The organism is Rothia sp. HMSC058E10 (assembly GCF_001809415.1).
GTDB lineage: Bacteria > Actinomycetota > Actinomycetes > Actinomycetales > Micrococcaceae > Rothia > Rothia dentocariosa.
In genome coordinates, this window is the sequence record NZ_KV797643.1 from 157,102 (window position 1) to 173,336 (window position 16,235).

15 protein-coding genes are annotated in these 16,235 nt (G+C 58.0%); 12 read left to right on the forward strand and 3 right to left on the reverse strand.

What is annotated here, in order from left to right; translation table 11 throughout:
* Positions 1–148 precede the first annotated feature (148 nt).
* The 3 genes from HMPREF2609_RS10015 to HMPREF2609_RS10025 all read left to right on the forward strand — a co-directional run bounded on the left by HMPREF2609_RS10015 (position 149) and on the right by HMPREF2609_RS10025 (position 4,403).
* Positions 149–2,608: an RNA ligase gene (locus HMPREF2609_RS10015; protein WP_070536709.1), complete on the forward strand. Its 2,460-nt coding sequence runs from the start codon at positions 149–151 to the stop codon at positions 2,606–2,608.
* A gap of 152 nt (positions 2,609–2,760) precedes the next feature.
* Positions 2,761–3,030: an ACT domain-containing protein gene (locus HMPREF2609_RS10020; RefSeq protein ID WP_004006581.1), complete on the forward strand. Its 270-nt coding sequence runs from the start codon at positions 2,761–2,763 to the stop codon at positions 3,028–3,030.
* Between the two features lie 17 nt (positions 3,031–3,047).
* Entirely contained in the window at positions 3,048–4,403 is a 1,356-nt protein-coding gene (locus HMPREF2609_RS10025) for a PFL family protein (protein WP_070536711.1), read from the forward strand.
* A 117-nt stretch (positions 4,404–4,520) separates the two neighbouring features.
* Here the strand turns inward: HMPREF2609_RS10025 and HMPREF2609_RS10030 are convergent, their stop codons facing one another.
* Together HMPREF2609_RS10030 and tmk are read right to left on the reverse strand one after the other, a co-directional pair.
* Positions 4,521–5,660 (reverse strand): DNA polymerase III subunit delta', encoded by a 1,140-nt coding sequence (locus HMPREF2609_RS10030; protein WP_070536713.1) that lies wholly within the window; start codon positions 5,658–5,660, stop codon positions 4,521–4,523.
* Positions 5,657–6,418, reverse strand: a complete 762-nt coding sequence (gene tmk, locus HMPREF2609_RS10035) for a dTMP kinase (RefSeq protein ID WP_246825649.1) — start codon at positions 6,416–6,418, stop codon at positions 5,657–5,659. The genes HMPREF2609_RS10030 and tmk overlap by 4 nt, the downstream gene beginning before the upstream one ends.
* A 132-nt stretch (positions 6,419–6,550) precedes the next feature.
* On the opposite strand from tmk, the gene HMPREF2609_RS10040 reads away from it, so the two are divergent.
* The 5 genes from HMPREF2609_RS10040 (at position 6,551) to HMPREF2609_RS10060 (ending at position 11,082) form a co-directional block, all read left to right on the forward strand.
* Entirely contained in the window at positions 6,551–7,744 is a 1,194-nt protein-coding gene (locus HMPREF2609_RS10040; protein WP_070536715.1) for a trans-sulfuration enzyme family protein, read from the forward strand.
* A 7-nt stretch (positions 7,745–7,751) separates the two neighbouring features.
* Positions 7,752–8,087, forward strand: coding sequence for a DUF2516 family protein (locus tag HMPREF2609_RS10045; protein ID WP_004006586.1), 336 nt, complete (start codon positions 7,752–7,754; stop codon positions 8,085–8,087).
* A gap of 201 nt (positions 8,088–8,288) precedes the next feature.
* Positions 8,289–9,026, forward strand: a complete 738-nt coding sequence (locus tag HMPREF2609_RS10050) for a phosphoglyceromutase (RefSeq protein WP_004006587.1) — start codon at positions 8,289–8,291, stop codon at positions 9,024–9,026.
* Positions 9,027–9,196: 170 nt separating this feature from the next.
* Positions 9,197–10,354 (forward strand): sensor histidine kinase, encoded by a 1,158-nt coding sequence (locus HMPREF2609_RS10055; RefSeq protein ID WP_070536717.1) that lies wholly within the window; start codon positions 9,197–9,199, stop codon positions 10,352–10,354.
* Positions 10,355–10,395: 41 nt separating this feature from the next.
* Positions 10,396–11,082, forward strand: coding sequence for a response regulator transcription factor (locus tag HMPREF2609_RS10060; protein ID WP_004006589.1), 687 nt, complete (start codon positions 10,396–10,398; stop codon positions 11,080–11,082).
* A gap of 90 nt (positions 11,083–11,172) precedes the next feature.
* Here the strand turns inward: HMPREF2609_RS10060 and HMPREF2609_RS10065 are convergent, their stop codons facing one another.
* Positions 11,173–11,877: a hypothetical protein gene (locus tag HMPREF2609_RS10065; RefSeq protein WP_037232124.1), complete on the reverse strand. Its 705-nt coding sequence runs from the start codon at positions 11,875–11,877 to the stop codon at positions 11,173–11,175.
* A gap of 286 nt (positions 11,878–12,163) precedes the next feature.
* Between HMPREF2609_RS10065 and ispD the strand changes: the two genes are divergently transcribed.
* The 4 genes from ispD (at position 12,164) to rlmB (ending at position 16,056) form a co-directional block, all read left to right on the forward strand.
* Entirely contained in the window at positions 12,164–12,934 is a 771-nt protein-coding gene (ispD, locus tag HMPREF2609_RS10070) for a 2-C-methyl-D-erythritol 4-phosphate cytidylyltransferase (RefSeq protein WP_070536719.1), read from the forward strand.
* Positions 12,935–12,968: 34 nt separating this feature from the next.
* On the forward strand, positions 12,969–13,493 hold the full coding sequence (ispF, locus tag HMPREF2609_RS10075; RefSeq protein ID WP_070536721.1) for a 2-C-methyl-D-erythritol 2,4-cyclodiphosphate synthase: 525 nt from the start codon (positions 12,969–12,971) through the stop codon (positions 13,491–13,493).
* An 82-nt stretch (positions 13,494–13,575) separates the two neighbouring features.
* On the forward strand, positions 13,576–15,006 hold the full coding sequence (gene cysS / locus HMPREF2609_RS10080; protein ID WP_070536723.1) for a cysteine--tRNA ligase: 1,431 nt from the start codon (positions 13,576–13,578) through the stop codon (positions 15,004–15,006).
* Positions 15,007–15,069: 63 nt separating this feature from the next.
* Complete coding sequence (gene rlmB / locus HMPREF2609_RS10085) at positions 15,070–16,056, forward strand: 23S rRNA (guanosine(2251)-2'-O)-methyltransferase RlmB (RefSeq protein ID WP_070536725.1); 987 nt, start codon at positions 15,070–15,072, stop codon at positions 16,054–16,056.
* Positions 16,057–16,235 lie beyond the last annotated feature (179 nt).

Below are 16,235 nucleotides of genomic sequence, written 5' to 3' on the forward strand. Positions count from 1 at the left end.
GAATATAATTTTTAGATATATTCTTTTGTGCCTCGGTGCACCTTCAGATGTAACATATAAATATTTCAGAGATACAGGAATGGAATATCCGGCAAAACCCTGACATAAATTACCCAACCACAACCTCCGACGACGAAAGACAGCACCGATGGCACGTAAAATCTTCCTCTTAGCCGGTGCGGCGGGTTCCGGTAAGAGCACCTGGATCGCCGCGCATCCCGAACTTGCAGACCTGACGCATTCTTGGGATGCCGAGCGCCGCAAATGCGGATACATCACCTACACGCTCGATAATCAGCCCGCACTAGCCCTATCGCAAAACACCAGCGCCGAGTCGAAGGCTATCCGCCGGGTGAATGACTGTGTGGAAGAGAATATGCGGCACGGCAACACCGTATTTATCGACAATATGAACGTGCTGCTGCGTAACATGAAAACCTTCCTCGAATTTGCGCGCAAATACTGCTACACCGCATACCTGGTCGATTTTCAGGGCGAACTCACCCTCGACGAGCTGTATACGCGCAACAGAGCCCGCGAATACACTAAGCGTGTACCTGAAGAGGTTATCGAGACCGCCTACAGCAACCACCGTGAGCTGCGCGAGAATTGGCGCAGTATCCTCAAGAACTACCGGGATGTGGTCGCCGGGTACATCGCCCCCAACCAGGTTTTCGCCGAACTCTTCACCCCGGTGCGCGCGCTCGATAACTACCATAAGGTAGTCGTGGTTGGCGATATTCAGGGCATGGGTAGCGAACTCGAAAAGCTTATTGACACTCTCTCACCCGAAACCGGGCTGAGCGATGAAAACATCTGCTGGATATTCGCCGGTGACCTCTTCGATCGCGGACAAAACCCCGAAAAGGTCTTTGACATTCTTGAACCCGCCCTTGGCACCCTGCCCAACGTGCACCTGGTGATGGGCAACCACGAACGCTCCATCATGCACACTATTAGGGGCGTGCGCCGCTACCGTGACGCCCGCGAAACCCTGGATGCTCTCGCCGCCCACGGCGTGTACAACAGCCGGGTGATTGCTATGCTCAACACCGCCGTGAATATGATGCCCTTTACTCTCGGGCAGGAGCGTTATTTCGTAACCCACGCCGGGGTTGCGCCGCAGCTCTTCGCGGATTCCCATCGCACGCTGGAAGACGTGGGGGAGGGGTACCTCACGGGGCTGTATGCAGATGAAACATTCTATTTGGGTTCTAATCCGTACTCGCAGGCGCGGGCGGGTAAAACCCAGTACGCGGGTTATGAAGACACGCTCAACGACCTGAACCGGGCCGCCGATATCACCCAAATTTACGGTCACCGCCCGGCGGCACTCGGTTCGGAAGGATACAGTAATCTCATTCCGTTAGAAAGCAGCGTCGAATTTACCGGCGGCGAGCTGAGTGCCGTGGTGTTCAGCCGCGAGGACAGCTCATTCGGCGCGCCCGAAAAAGCCGTATGGAAGCGCGAAATCGTGAAAATTCCATCGAGCTCCCTCGTCCCCGATCCTTACGCCTCGGGGAGTAGAACGGCGGGCGCCTCAAAAAACGCTGCAAACGGTGCCGCAGAACCCCTCAACGACGGGCATCGCCTGCTGGAGGAGATGCGCGCCAACCCCAACGTGAACGTGCGCGCAACCGAACCAGCAGGCGTGCTCGCGTGCAACTTCACGCGCAAAGCCTTCTACAAAGGCGCCTGGGATAAGACCACTGCCAAAGCGCGCGGACTCTTTATCCACGCCGAAACCGGCAAAATTGTAGGTCGCGGGTACGAAAAATTCTTCAATATGGACGAGCCCGGGCATGAGAGCGAGGCACAAGTTCGCAAACGCCTCGCCTACCCGGCCATTGCACGCGCCAAAGAAAACGGATACCTAGCGATTATCACGGTTTTCGACGGCATGCTCGCCGTCTATAGCAAGAGCGGGGTAACCGCCTACAGCCGCCATGCCGAAAGCATCCTGCACGCGGTCCTCACCCAGGAAGAACGCGCCCGGCTCACCGAAGCGCTCACCCGTATGGATTCATCACTAACAGTTGAGGTGATCGATCCGTTCCGTGACCCGCACATTGTGCCCTATAAACAGGTCACGCTCTATCTGCTCGATCTGGTTGCGAACACCGCACAGTTCAGGGTGAAGCCGGCCCGCTTTGAAGATCTGTGGCTCTCGCCGAAAGCCTTCGCGCAGCCGCGCCCCACCGAGGATTACGGTTCCGTGCGCATCTCTACAGTCGAAGAAATTCCCCTCAAAGATGACGCCGATTTCACCCGCCTGCTCCAGGATGCGCGTACCAGCGACGCTGAGGGCTGGGTTATCCGTGACTCTACGGGCTATATGGTTAAAATCAAGGCGCCCGGATACTCCGCCACGAAACGCGCCCGCGCAATTCCCGCACTGGTGGACTACCTGCGCGAGCCATCCGAACAGCGCAGGGGCACCCAGGCCGACCGTGAGAAGCTGGAACGCAACGCCGAACGCCTGGGGCTGAACCTCAGCGACTATATTGTCTCCACCATCAGCAGGCACCGCGCATGGGATTTACCGCGGCTGGCACCGCATCTGAAAGACCTGCTGCACGGCGTTAACACGCACGGACGGCTGGACTAGCCCACAAGCTGAGGTGGCGCCCGCGAGAACGTGAGCGCCGCCTCAAGCATGTTGCGCGGGTCTGCATAGCTATACGTGCGTTACAATTCCTAAACAAGCATTCGTGCCAGCAAACGTGCGAATACCGGGCTTACACGAGTAAAGGAATCACCGTGAAAATTATTCTGACCGTAACCGGAATCGATCACGAAGGCATTATCGCCGCCGTCACCACCAAGCTCACGGAACGCCACGTGAATGTGCTTGACGTTTCTCAAACCATTATGGGCGAGTACTTCACCATGATTATGCACTGCTCCTTTGACGACACCGAACAGAATCTCATCGACCTACAGGAGTCTATGACAGCCGTAGAACACGCCCAAAAGGTGCAAATCCGTATTCAAGCGGAAACCATCTTCAAAGCGATGCACAGCATCTAAGGCGCGGGATAACCTCAATGATGAACGACCAAATACTCGAAACCATCCGCATGATCGAGGAAGAAAAACTCGATATCCGCACCGTCACCATGGGTATCTCGCTCCTAGACTGTGCCGACTCTGACGGCGATGTGGCACGCAGCAAAATCTACGACAAAATCACCTCCCGCGCTAAAAACCTGGTAAGCGTATGTGAAGGTATCGAAGTTGAGCTGGGCATACCGATCGTGAATAAGCGCATTGCCGTAACCCCAATTTCCGTGGTAGCGGCGGCCAGCGGAGAAAGCGAATATCTTGAGTATGCTCGCACACTCGACGCCGCAGCAAAAGCCGTGGGCGTGAACTTTATCGGCGGATTCAGCGCGCTGATCGACAAAGGTGCTACCCCCTCCGATAACGTGCTCATGGATTCTATTCCCGCTGCGCTCGCTGAGACCGATGTCGTGTGTTCGTCGGTGAATATTGGTTCGTCCCGCGCCGGTATTAACATGAGCGGCGTTAAACGCATGGGCGAAATCATTCGTGAAACCGCTGACCTCACCGCAGATACCAACGGCTTCGGGTGCGCCAAACTTGTGGTCTTCGCCAACGCCGTGAGCGACAACCCCTTCATGGCGGGCGCTTTCCACGGAGTACAGGAGGCAGACACCACTATTTCGGTGGGCGTTTCCGGCCCCGGTGTGGTGCAGCGTGCCCTACAGCAAGTGCGTGGTGAGCGTTTTGATGCGTGCGCCGAGGCTATCAAACGCGCCGCTTTCAAGATTACTCGCGTGGGTCAGCTGGTCGGTCATTTAGCCGCCGAACGCCTGGGCGTGTACTTCAATATTGTGGATCTTTCGCTGGCGCCTACCGCTGAGATCGGCGATTCAGTAGCACATATTCTTGAAGAAATAGGCTTGGAAACTGTGGGAACTCACGGTACCGTGGCGGCGCTTGCTCTGCTCAACGATGCGGTCAAGAAGGGCGGGCTCATGGCCTGCTCGCATGTGGGCGGGCTCTCTGGATCGTTCATTCCGATCTCTGAGGATGCTGGCATGATCGATTCTGCTGCCGCCGGGCATATTACGCTCGATAAGTTGGAGGCGATGACCGCGATCTGCTCGGTCGGGCTGGATATGGTTGCGGTGCCGGGCGATACCTCCGCCGCGACGCTTGCCGCTATGATTGCCGATGAGGCTGCGATCGGCGTGATGAACCACAAGACCACCGCCGTGCGCGTGATTCCAGCCGTCGGTTTGGGCGTGGGCGATACCGTCGAATTCGGCGGGTTGCTGGGGCGCGCCCCGATTATGCCGGTGCATACCCCATCTTCGGAGGCGTTCATCGCCCGCTGCGGCAGGATACCCTCGCCGGTGCACGGGTTTAGGAACTAGGAGCATCTGCGGCTTCGTTTTCTCGGTACTAAAAGAGCCTTGACGTGAATAAAGCGTTAGAAAATTCGCTTTTTTCACGATCAAGGCTCTTGTTATGAGGGGACGGGACGCGGCTAGCTAGTGCACAAACCTGCCCATAAATCCTTCAATGAGCAGGCGTGCGTTCGCATTAGTACGCAGCCTGCTGAGCACAACCTCAAGCGCCTGCACATGTTCCAAGGTCTGCGTGGCACTTGTGCGTGCAGCGAACTCGGCGAGCGCATCCCGGGCATGCTCATTCATGAGGGCAGACCCGGAGTTTAGCTGCAGGGTGAGCACATCGCGCAGCACCGTCTGAATCTCCGTCATCGATCGCAGCAGTGTATCCGATTGGATGCGCTTCGCACGCCGTTTCTGCTCGTCTTCCAGTCGCCGCACCTGCGAGCGCAGGCTGGGGGAGATGCGCGCCCCTTCTGTGATGCCCAGGATCGCCAATAGTTCGGCGCGTTCCTTCTCGTCGCGCGCCGCGGCGGCTTCGGCGGCGTCCTGTTCCGCGAGCGTGATAAGCCTGTCCGCTGCCGCATACGCCGAAGAAATAGAACGAATGTTCATGATGAGAAGCGGCAGAGTTTCGCGCCGCTGCAGGGATGCGGGGTCGTGGGCTAGGCGGGTGGCGACCTCGGCATCACCCTGCGCGAGGATTGCCGCGTGGCGTGCCAGCGCATCCTCAACCCCGTCGGCAGCGAGCTTGGCGGTAACATCGGCGATGGCAGGAACCGGAAGCTGCACGGGACGGCAGCGCGAACGAATCGTCACGAGCACATCGGTGGGGGAGGGGGCCGTTAGCAGCCAAATCGTGTGCGGCGGCGGTTCCTCGATAGCCTTCAAGAGCACGTTAGAGGTGCGCTCGGGCATGCGTTCGGTGTCTTCCATAAGGATCACGCGCCACCGCCCAACCGACGGCCTATCCTGCGCCTTCATCACAAGCTCGCGGGCATCGTCAATGCTAATGCTGACCGCCTCGGTGCGAAAATGCGTAAAGTCCGAGTGCGAACCGTTCAGCACGGTCACACAGCCCTTGCAGGTGCCGCATCCGCGATCGGCAGGATCGGGCTGTTCACACAGCAGCGCCGCCGCGAAAATAAGGGCAGCTCGCCGATGCGGTGCCCCCGCCGCCCCGGTAAAAAGCCAGGCGTGCGTGGGGCGTTCGGCGGATGCGTCGCGGCGCAGCTGGTCAAGCGTGCCCGCGGGCAGAATCAGCTCATCCCACAGGCTCATAGGGAGTCCTCCCCGAAACCACCGGGGGTAAGATTCTCAGCCGTATCGCCGTTATCGTGGGCTAACTCTCGGGACTCCAAGAGCGGGCGAACAACCTCAAGTACCCGTTCGTGCACCGCATCCACGCTTCCACAACCATCCACTACATAGTGCGCGCCGTCGGCATTCTGCCGCGCAATATCAGCAAAAGCGATGTGCACGCGGGCTTTGAAATCAGCGCCTTCCGCCTCAATCCGATCTACGGTGCCGCGGTCGCTCATGCGCTGGGACTCATCGGTGAGGGGAACATCCAGCAGAATTGTGGCGTGCGGTATCAGATCTTCGGTTGCCCAGCGGCTTAAATCCGTGATGGTATCTTTGCCCAGATTACGCCCAATACCCTGGTAGGCTGCGGAAGAATCGAGATAACGGTCGCTGAGTACTACCGCCCCGGCAGCGAGTGCGGGACGAATCTTCTGCGCCGCATGCGCCGCGCGGGATGCAGCAAAAATCAGCGCTTCGGCACGGGCATCGACCTCACTGGAACCGTGTTTAAGAACGAGTTCCCGCAGAGACTCGCCAAGGGGCGTTCCGCCCGGTTCTCGGGTAGCAATCACGGTGTAGCCTTGAGCCTCTAGAGCGGCTTGAAGCCGGGCAAGCTGGGTAGTTTTGCCCGCACCGTCACCGCCCTCAAAGACGATAAAAAGCCCGCGGCGATCGGGCGCTGAACCCGGCTGCGCGGGCGTACTCTGTGGCGTGTAGTGCAGGGAATCGTTCACCCTACTAAGGGTACCGTGCCTGTCGAACGCGATAAAGGAAGGTGAACGTTTTCACGGCGTTGCCGAGCCAGAACATGACTTTCTGCGGGGTTCGGCGTGCATGTGAGCCTTCGCTGTGCCACTCTTAAAAGCATGAGTGAAGAGAAGATGTCAGCAGAGACCTATGTGGTGAGCGGTGGCCGTCCCGCGCATGAGCATGATGCGCCGGTGAACCCACCGATTATTTTGTCCTCAACCTACCGTGGCGCCGGTACCGTTGATACCGTCTCCGATAAAGTGTATGCGCGGTTCGCCAACCCCACCTGGGAGGCTATGGAAGAGGTCGTCGCTGGGTTGGAAGGTGGCACACACGGTCTCTTATTCCCTTCGGGTATGGCAGCGATTGCCTCGATTCTGGATTTGGTACCGGTCGGGTCGGTTATTCTCATTCCTAAACATGCTTACATGGCTTCTATTACCATGAGCAAGGATTTGCAGAAACGCGGTATTGCTGAGGTCGTGCGCATCGATCTGGAAGATACCGATTCGGTGATCGCCGCCTTCGAAGATGCTGCTGCCCGCACCGGTGTAACCCCCGAAACCGTGGATTATGCGGCTCCGAAGGTACTCGCCTGGCTGGAGAGTCCTACGAACCCCATGCTTGAGGTCGCCGACCTGCCCGCTATTTGCGCGGCGGCGAAACGTTTGGGTGTGGTGACTGCTGTCGATAACACCTTTGCCACCCCGATTTTGCAGAAGCCTCTCTCCTTCGGTGCTGATGTGGTGGTTCACTCTGCGACCAAGTTCTTAGCGGGGCATTCGGATGTGCTTCTGGGCGTTACGGTCACCTCGAACGAGGACCTATATCAGGCAATGCTGCACCATCGCATCACCAACGGGGCTATTCCCGGACCCGTGGAGGCGTGGCTCGGCTTACGCGGTCTGCGAACCCTGGCGCTTCGCGTGGAGCGTTCGGTGCACAACGCGCAGAGGCTGGCTGAGCGCTTGAGCGAGCATCCGGCGGTAGAAGAGGTACGGTACCCCGGTTTGCCGGGCAGTAATGGGCATGAGCTGGCTAAGAAGCAGATGCACGGCGGGTTCGGCGCGGTGCTGTGCGTGGTCTTGCGTGCCAGCGATGAACAAACGCAGCGTGTGGTAGAGGCTTTGCGCGTGTGGACTCCGGCAACGAGCCTTGGTGGTGTAGAATCCCTGATTGAACGCCGTCGTCGGCACGGGAGCGAACCCGACTCCATTCCGCCGTCGTTGCTGCGTCTATCGGTCGGCATTGAGAATGTCGATGATCTCTACCAGGATTTGGTGACCGCCATCGAGCAGGTCATCCAGTAAGGAAAATATGACTGCTCCTCAGCTTTTGTTTTACGCCACCCTGATTATTGACGGGTTGCTTGCCCTCGTGGTGGCGTGGATTTGTATTCTCGCCTTTGTGCGGTCCGTCATGGCACCCGCGAATATGTACACGTTCAACGGCAAACGCTCCAAGAATTTCTGGATGGCTATGACCGGCGGTTCCGCTGCGGTTGGTCTGCTGGGGGTTTGGAGCGCCTTGAGCTTTACATATAACCCCAGCGCTACAAGCAGCGTGGTACTTTTCCAGCTGGTCGCCGCCACTATTTCGAGTGTTTTCCTGGCGGGAGTCTGGCCTGCCGTGGGCGGTAATCGCCGCTACTAGGCGCTCGTTTCGTCAAGGCGTGCAGCCCGTATCTTTCACCCGGGTATAGGGTGACTTTGACCTTTTCGGCGCGTGGCGCATCTATGCAGGGGTGTGCCGCGTACCGATTCGTCTTCTGCCGCGAGATGTAGGGCAAGATGGCGGTGTGGTGTTGCTGGCATAAGCATGACAAACCGCCGCCCGCATGAAAAAATAGAAGCTATGACATACAAATTAGTACTCCTGCGTCACGGCCAGTCGGAGTGGAACGAAAAGAACCTGTTCACCGGCTGGGTCGATGTTAATCTGACTGATAAAGGCCGTGCTGAGGCTCAGCGCGGCGGCGAACTACTGAAAGAACGCGGCATCCTTCCCGATATTGTGCACACCTCACTGCAGCGCCGCGCTATCAACACCGCAAATATTGCCCTGGATGCGGCCGACCGCCTCTGGATTCCGGTCAAGCGTACCTGGCGTTTGAACGAACGTCACTACGGCGCGCTGCAGGGTAAGAACAAGTCTGAGATCCGTGAAGAATACGGTGACGAGAAGTTCATGACTTGGCGTCGTTCCTACGATGTGCCGCCTCCGCCGCTGGACGATAGCGACCCCTACTCGCAGGCAAACGATCCCCGCTATGCAGACGTTGAGAACGCACCCCGCACTGAGTGCCTCAAAGACGTTCTCGGTCGTATGCTTCCGTACTGGGAATCCGATATTAAGCCCGACCTTGCCGACGGTAAGACTGTGCTGGTCGCGGCGCACGGTAACTCCCTGCGCTCGCTCGTGAAGCATCTGGAGAACATCTCCGATGAGGATATCGCTGGTTTGAACATTCCGACCGGCATTCCGCTGTACTACGAGCTGGACGAGAACTTTAAGCCTCTCAAGCCGGGCGAGTACCTTGACCCTGAAGCTGCGAAGGATGCTATCGCGGCTGTCGCAAACCAGGGTAAGTAATTATTTAACGCGCATGGTAGGAGAACCCATCGTTCCGGTAGTGTTGAACTGACCGGGGCGGTGGGTTCTCACCGTTTTCAGAGCACCTCGGCACCGCGGCGGTCAGGTTTTCGCTTCAGATACAATGCACACCGCACATCAGATAGGCACTTTCAGGAAGGAATCGCCCGTTGAACGCAGGTCTTATCGCTTTTTCCTCCGGCGTTCTCGGACTGGCTCTAGGTCTTTTGAGCATGGGTATTCTGAGGCGGTTCGAGCGTGAACGACATCGCACGACCGTTGCCGAACCCGCCTTGAGTGATGGCGCGGCGCAGGTGCTCGCGGTTATTGGGCGCGCCTATGTGGTGGTAGACGAGGTCGGAGGCGTCGTGCAGGCTTCGCCGGGCGCCTACGCCATGGGGCTGGTGCGCGGGCACACCGTGCTTTCGATTGAGCTTGCCGAGATGATCCGCACCGTGCGGCACCGCGGTATTTTCGTGGAAAAAGAACTTGAGATAGCCCGGGGCGAGGACGAATCCCTGGTGATCGATTTGCGTGTGGCTCCTGTGGGAAACGAATATATTCTGGTGCTCGCCGATGACCGCACCGAAATCTCGCGTGTGCAACGGGTACGCAACGACTTCGTGGCGAACGTTTCGCATGAGCTGAAAACTCCGGTAGGGGCAATTAGCCTGCTCGCAGAAGCCATTGAAGAAGCCCGCGATGACCCGGAATCTATCGACTATTTCACGAGTCGTCTGCACAAAGAAACAAAGCGTCTGACCGCGCTGGTCCGCGATATTATCGAACTTTCCCGTCTGCAGTCCGCCGATGTGATCGGCAGCGGAAAATTGGTGTCTATCAACAGCTTGGTGGCGGAGGCGGTGGACCGTTCCAAGCTCGCCGCCGAAGCCAAGAACATCACCATCCATACGGATGCCCACGCCGACCGTGAGGTTTACGCAGACTCCGAACTGCTTGGGATCGCGGTGCACAACCTCATTGAGAACGCGGTGCGGTATTCTCCCGAAGATACCCGCGTTGATGTCACGGTCGACACCTCGCACGAGAACCTGCTGATTTCGGTGACAGATCAGGGCGCCGGAATCTCTGAGGAAGACCAGAAACGTATTTTTGAGCGTTTTTATCGCGTAGACCCGGCCCGTTCACGGCAAACCGGCGGTACCGGTCTGGGCCTGAGCATCGTCAAGCACGTAATGGCGCAGCACGGTGGCATGGTCACCGTGGATTCGACCCTGGGGGAGGGCTCCACATTTACGCTGAGTCTGCCGCTTGCCGAGGCAGACCATTCGACCCCTGAAATCCTGGAATCTGCCGATAACTCGTGAGCTGAGCTACACTAGCTACAGGACTTAAAACAGAGGTAACGATGACGAAAATTCTGCTTGTTGAGGATGAAGAGGCGCTCTATGACCCGCTGTCCTTCCTGCTCGGGCGCGAAGGTTTTACGCCCGTTGTAGTCGATAACGGTCTGGATGCGGTGCCTGCCTTTGAGAGAGAAGACCCAGATCTAGTGCTCCTTGACGTGATGCTTCCCGGAATGTCCGGCATGGAGGTGTGCAAGAAAATTCGCGCATCCTCCTCGGTTCCGATCATCATGCTGACCGCTAAGGATTCTGAGATTGACAAGGTGCTTGGGCTCGAACTTGGGGCTGATGACTATGTGACCAAGCCGTACTCTTCGCGGGAGCTGATGGCGCGCATCCGGGCGGTGCTGCGGAGGCAGAGCCCCGACCACGGCGATGAACAGGATCAGAAAGCTTTGGCAGCTGGTCCGGTGCGTATGGATGTGGAGCGTCACGTCGTCACCGTGGACGGTGAGGAAGTTTCCATGCCCCTGAAAGAGTTTGAACTTTTAGAGATTTTGCTTCGCAACACCGGTCGCGTGATGACGCGCGCCCAGCTGATTGAGCGGGTCTGGGGCGCGGATTATGTGGGCGATACGAAGACATTAGATGTGCACATTAAACGCCTGCGCTCTAAGATCGAGCCGAAGGCATCCTCCCCGCGCTATGTGATTACGGTGCGCGGGCTGGGCTATAAATTTGAGGCGTAGAGAATCGCCATCTCCATACAGAAAAAGGCTCTTTATGTCATATAAAGAGCCTTTTTTCTATACCTTGAGAGGGTGAAACCCTCACCAGCGCTACTGCACGTTCTCGTAGACGGGTACGCTCGCCGTAGGGGCTGGGGCGGGGACTTCCTCAGATTCGTCGTATGAAGGAGTCTCTGCCGGTTCAGGAGCCGTAGGCACAGCGGTCGCCGTATTCGTGGGAACGGCAGTTGCCGATGCGCTCGGCGTTGGGGTTTTCGCAGGCGTGCTGGCGCTGGGAGTCGCCGCATGAGAAGACTGCGAGGATGCACGCGAGCTCGCCGCATTCGGCATATAGGAAGCGTACTCCTTGAGAGTTCCGTCTAAGATCGGAATATTCAGGTTTGTGGACTGATCGTTCGAAGAAACCTGAGTATTCGCCAGGGTCTCACCGGGAGTCTGCGAAATCTTCGGCACGATCACCTGAGAATCATTACTTTCTAAACGTACCTGCTGGCCCTTGGCAACCTTGACGGATTTCTCGCCGCTCGGGAACGCGAAGGTAACAGTAATATCGTGGTCGCTCTTATTCAGGATAGTGCCGAGCAGACGACCATCCGCGCCTTTGCCGGATGAAACCATCATGATATTGCGAAGCTCAACGCCGTTAAGATCGGCCTTAACCCCGTCGGATGCAGCATACTGCAGGGTTGTCGGCTGGGTATAGATATAACCGCAGCCGGTTGCTGATATGAGCGCGGCTGCAATAGCCACACCCGCACCGGCGCGCTTAAGAGAGTGGGAAACGGCGAACTTCACGGCGCGTCCTCCTAGATTCTGATGAGCCCTGCGACTCTGTGTGCGTGCATATAAAGCCGCCTTGCACGCGCAGTCCTTCGAGCGCACAGAAGCGACACAAGATTTGACTCTCGCACTCTAGTTTAGCAATGTGATGACAAATCGTCAGTATGAGACCTGCACATGACGCCGGTTTTATGCCGTCCTCGGGAAAACACCGTGGAACTTTGCGAGTCTCGCTCAGCGTCATAAACCTGCGCAAACATCTCAAAACCTCAGAAGCACACTATCGGGTACCCTCTTAGATGTGACTGAAAACTATCCAGAGGCTCTAGCCACGAATGCTTCCCCGACAGCTCGCACCGCCATCGTCGTGCTCGGCGCGGGTTCCGGCAGCCGCCTCAAAGAAAAGATGCCCAAAGCCGCCGTCGATGTGCACGGAAAAACCCTGCTGTACTGGGCGCTTGAGCGCGCGCGTGCCTCGGGTATTGCAGAACGTATCGTCGTAACAGTTCCGACTGACTGCGCACACCGGTGCCCGCAATTGCTGGTCGATGCTGCCGAATTTGATGCTCTCGTTACGGAAGGCGGCAACACCCGCACCGCATCGGTCATCGCCGCCCTCGATGCGCTCGCCGCCGAAAACCCATCCATCGAGCGGGTGCTTATTCACGATTGCGCCCGCGCGTTTACGCCTCCCCAGGTTTTCTGCACGGTCGCCCAAGCACTGACTGCCGGTCATCGGGCCGTTATCCCCGTCGTTCCCGTGATCGACACCATTAAAACCGTGGATGCGCACGGCACCGTCACCGGCACGCCCTCCCGTGCGCTTATGCGTGCCGTACAAACCCCGCAAGGCTTCAGGATCGACACTCTGCGTGCCGCGCATGAGCACAGCCGCACGCTTGAGGCTTCAGTCGCCGAGCAAATTACTGATGATGCAATGGCGGTCGAGGCATACGGAGAACAGGTACATACCGTGACTGGGCATGCCGATGCCTTCAAAATTACAACCCCGCTCGATCTGCGCATAGCGCGCGCACTCTACCCGACCGCGCCGGAATCCGCCCGCTCCTGAAACTAAGCACACAACCGCGATGAAAGGCACCTTCATGACAGATATTCCCAGCACGCAGAACCGCCCCGGTTCCCAAGAGCCGGTCATACCCCGCGTAGGAACCGGCGTAGACGTACATGCCTTTGGCGAGGAAAACACCGAACTGTGGATCGCGGGGCTGTACTGGCCGGACGAACGCGGGCTCAGCGGGCATTCCGACGGCGATGTCGTTGCGCACGCGGCCGCCGATGCGCTCTTTGCCGCATCCGGTACTGGAGATTTGGGCAGTAACTTCGGGGTGGATCGTCCAGATATGGCGGGCGCATCCGGGGTGCGTATTCTCTCGGAGGCGGCGGCAATCGTGCGAGCGGCAGGTTTCGAGATCGGCAACATCAGCGTGCAGCTGATCGGTAACCGCCCCAAATTTTCGCCGCGCCGCGCAGAAGCCAGTCGCGTTCTGAGTGAAGCGGCTGGGGCTTCGGTGACCGTTACCGCGACCACGACCGACGGCTTGGGCCTGACCGGACGCGGCGAAGGCGTTGCAGCCGTTGCTACCGCGCTCCTTTACCCGATGGTGTAGTTCTCACCCCCGACGGAAGATTATTAATAGAGAATCCGGCGGTACCCGCCACTCGGGTGCTATACCCCGTAAACTAGGTACTGTGACTATGCGTTTTTATGATTCAGCAACATCAAGCATCCGTGATTTTGAACCGGTAGTCCCCGGCGAGGCACGCATCTACTACTGCGGTGCCACCGTGCAGGGTGAACCGCATGTGGGGCATATCCGTTCCGCCCTGGTCTTCGACCAACTTGCGCGGTGGATGCGCTACCGCGGGCTCAAAGTCACCACCGTGCGCAATGTTACGGATATTGACGATAAAATTCTGGCGAAGTCCGTTGAATCTGCACAGCCCACCTATACTGGGGAACACCCCAACGAGCAGTGGTGGGCGCTCGCATACCGGTACGAGAAGGTTTTTGCGCGCGCATATGCGACGTTGGGTATTGACCCGCCAACCTATGAGCCGCGCGCGACCGGTCACATCCCAGAAATGTTTGAGCTTATTCAGCGTCTTATCGACCGCGGGCACGCATACCCGGCGCTTGACGATTCTGGGGATGTCTACTTCGATGTGCGTTCTTGGGAACAGTATGGCGCGCTCACCCGCCAGAGCGTGGACGATATGCAGGATTCCGCCGACGCAGACCCGCGCGGCAAGCGTGATCCCCGCGATTTTGCCCTGTGGAAGGGGTATAAGGAAGGCGAACCGCTGACCGCAGCGTGGGATTCGCCGTGGGGTCGCGGTCGTCCCGGCTGGCATCTGGAATGCTCCGCGATGGCGGGTAAATATCTGGGGAAGCGGTTCGACATCCACGGCGGCGGGCTGGATCTGCGTTTTCCGCATCACGAGAATGAACTGGCGCAGTCCACGGCTGCGGGCGATGATTTCGCTAACTTCTGGATGCACAACGGTATGGTCACTTACGAGGGCGAGAAAATGTCGAAGTCAATCGGCAACACCATTTCGCCCGTGCAAATGCTGCAGCAGGCTCGCCCCTTGGTGGTGCGCTATTACTTGGGTTCGGCACATTATCGTTCGGTGCTGGATTACCGCCCTACTTCATTAGAAGAGGCACGGGTAGCTATCGAGCGTGTGGAGGCGTTCCTCGCCGCTACCTCGGAGCTTATGGCTCCGGACCCACAGGAACGTCGCGTACCACAGGAGTTTGCGGATGCGCTCGATGACGATATGAATATTCCGCGTGCGCTTGCGGTGCTTCACGAACAGACCCGCGCCGGTAACGCCGCGCTTGCCGCCGGTTCGGATGCCTCCGAATGTGCAAACGCCGTGTGGGCGATGGCGAACGTGCTGGGGCTGATTTCGCTCATGAATCTTGACGGTTCGGGAGCATCTGGTGCGGAACATCAGGCATTAGATGCGCTCATTCACACTATTTTGGAACAGCGCGCGAGTGCCCGCGCCGAGAAGGATTGGGCGACCGCCGATAGGATGCGCGATGTGCTCGCCGCCGCAGGTATTACGGTCAAGGACGGCGCGCAGGGCTCTACGTGGAGCCTCAACGCATAACAGATTCCCCCGAAACTCGCCCCGAAAGCGGGCATGACAGACGTTGAACTAAAGGATACAGATATGGCTAAGGCAGGTTCGCGCCCCGGCGCTACCGCAAAGAAAAAGGGTGCGATGAAGGGTACCGGCGGTCATGGCCGGCGTGCGTTGGAAGGTAAGGGCCCCACCCCGAAGGCTGAGGACCGCGTTTATCACAAGGCGTATAAGATGAAGCGCGCGGCGGAGCGCCGTGCGGCTACCGGTACGAACCGTAAGTTCCAGACTCGTCTGGGCGGCAAGCGCGTGAGCGATGAACTTGTTACCGGTCGCAACGCGGTTCTGGAGGCGCTTCGCACTAATATTCCAGCGAAGCACCTATACGTGATGAGCCGTATTGAGGTTGATGACCGCATACGCGACATTATGACGACGGCGAATAAGAAAAACCTGCCCATGCTGGAGATTCCCCGCAGCGAGCTGGATCGCCTGACGGATGGTGCCGTGCATCAGGGGATCGCAATGCAGATTCCGCCTTACCAGTACCCGGATGCTACCGATTTGGTACTGGACGTTATGGAACGCTGGCATGCCGGTAAACTCAAGTCACCCCCGCTTTTCGTGGCTTTGGATGGTATTACCGATCCTCGAAATTTGGGTGCAATTATTCGCAGCGTTTCGGCCTTTAGTGGCGATGGAGTTATTATCCCCGAGCGTCGTTCTGCCGCAGTGACTGCCGGCGCGTGGAAAACGAGTGCGGGTGCGGCGACCCGTATTCCGGTGGCGATGGCAACGAATCTGACGCGCGTGCTGCAGCAGGCGAAAGAGCAGGGTATTTTTGTGATTGGTCTGGACGGTGGGGGAGACATAGACCTGCCGAATCTGCAGCTCGCTTCTGAGCCTCTGTGTGTGGTGGTTGGTTCCGAGGGTAAGGGCCTTTCGCGTTTGGTGACGGAGACCTGCGATCAGATCGTATCGATTCCTATTGATTCGGCTATGGAGTCTCTCAATGCCGCAATGGCAGTGGGTATTACTCTCTATGACGTATCCCGCCATCGCGCTGAGTCTCACTAACGCTCTTATCCGATGCGCGTGTGAAGCCTGATGTTCAGGTTCCACACGCGCTCGTGTATTTACGATGCAATGGGGGTGCAGCGGCAGAGCCCGAATACATACCGTGCTTGACGGCTTGTTTTGCTAGTGGTGTAAAACACTCACCCGTTGGGTTGCGGTGGTGGGTGTGGGTGTGTATA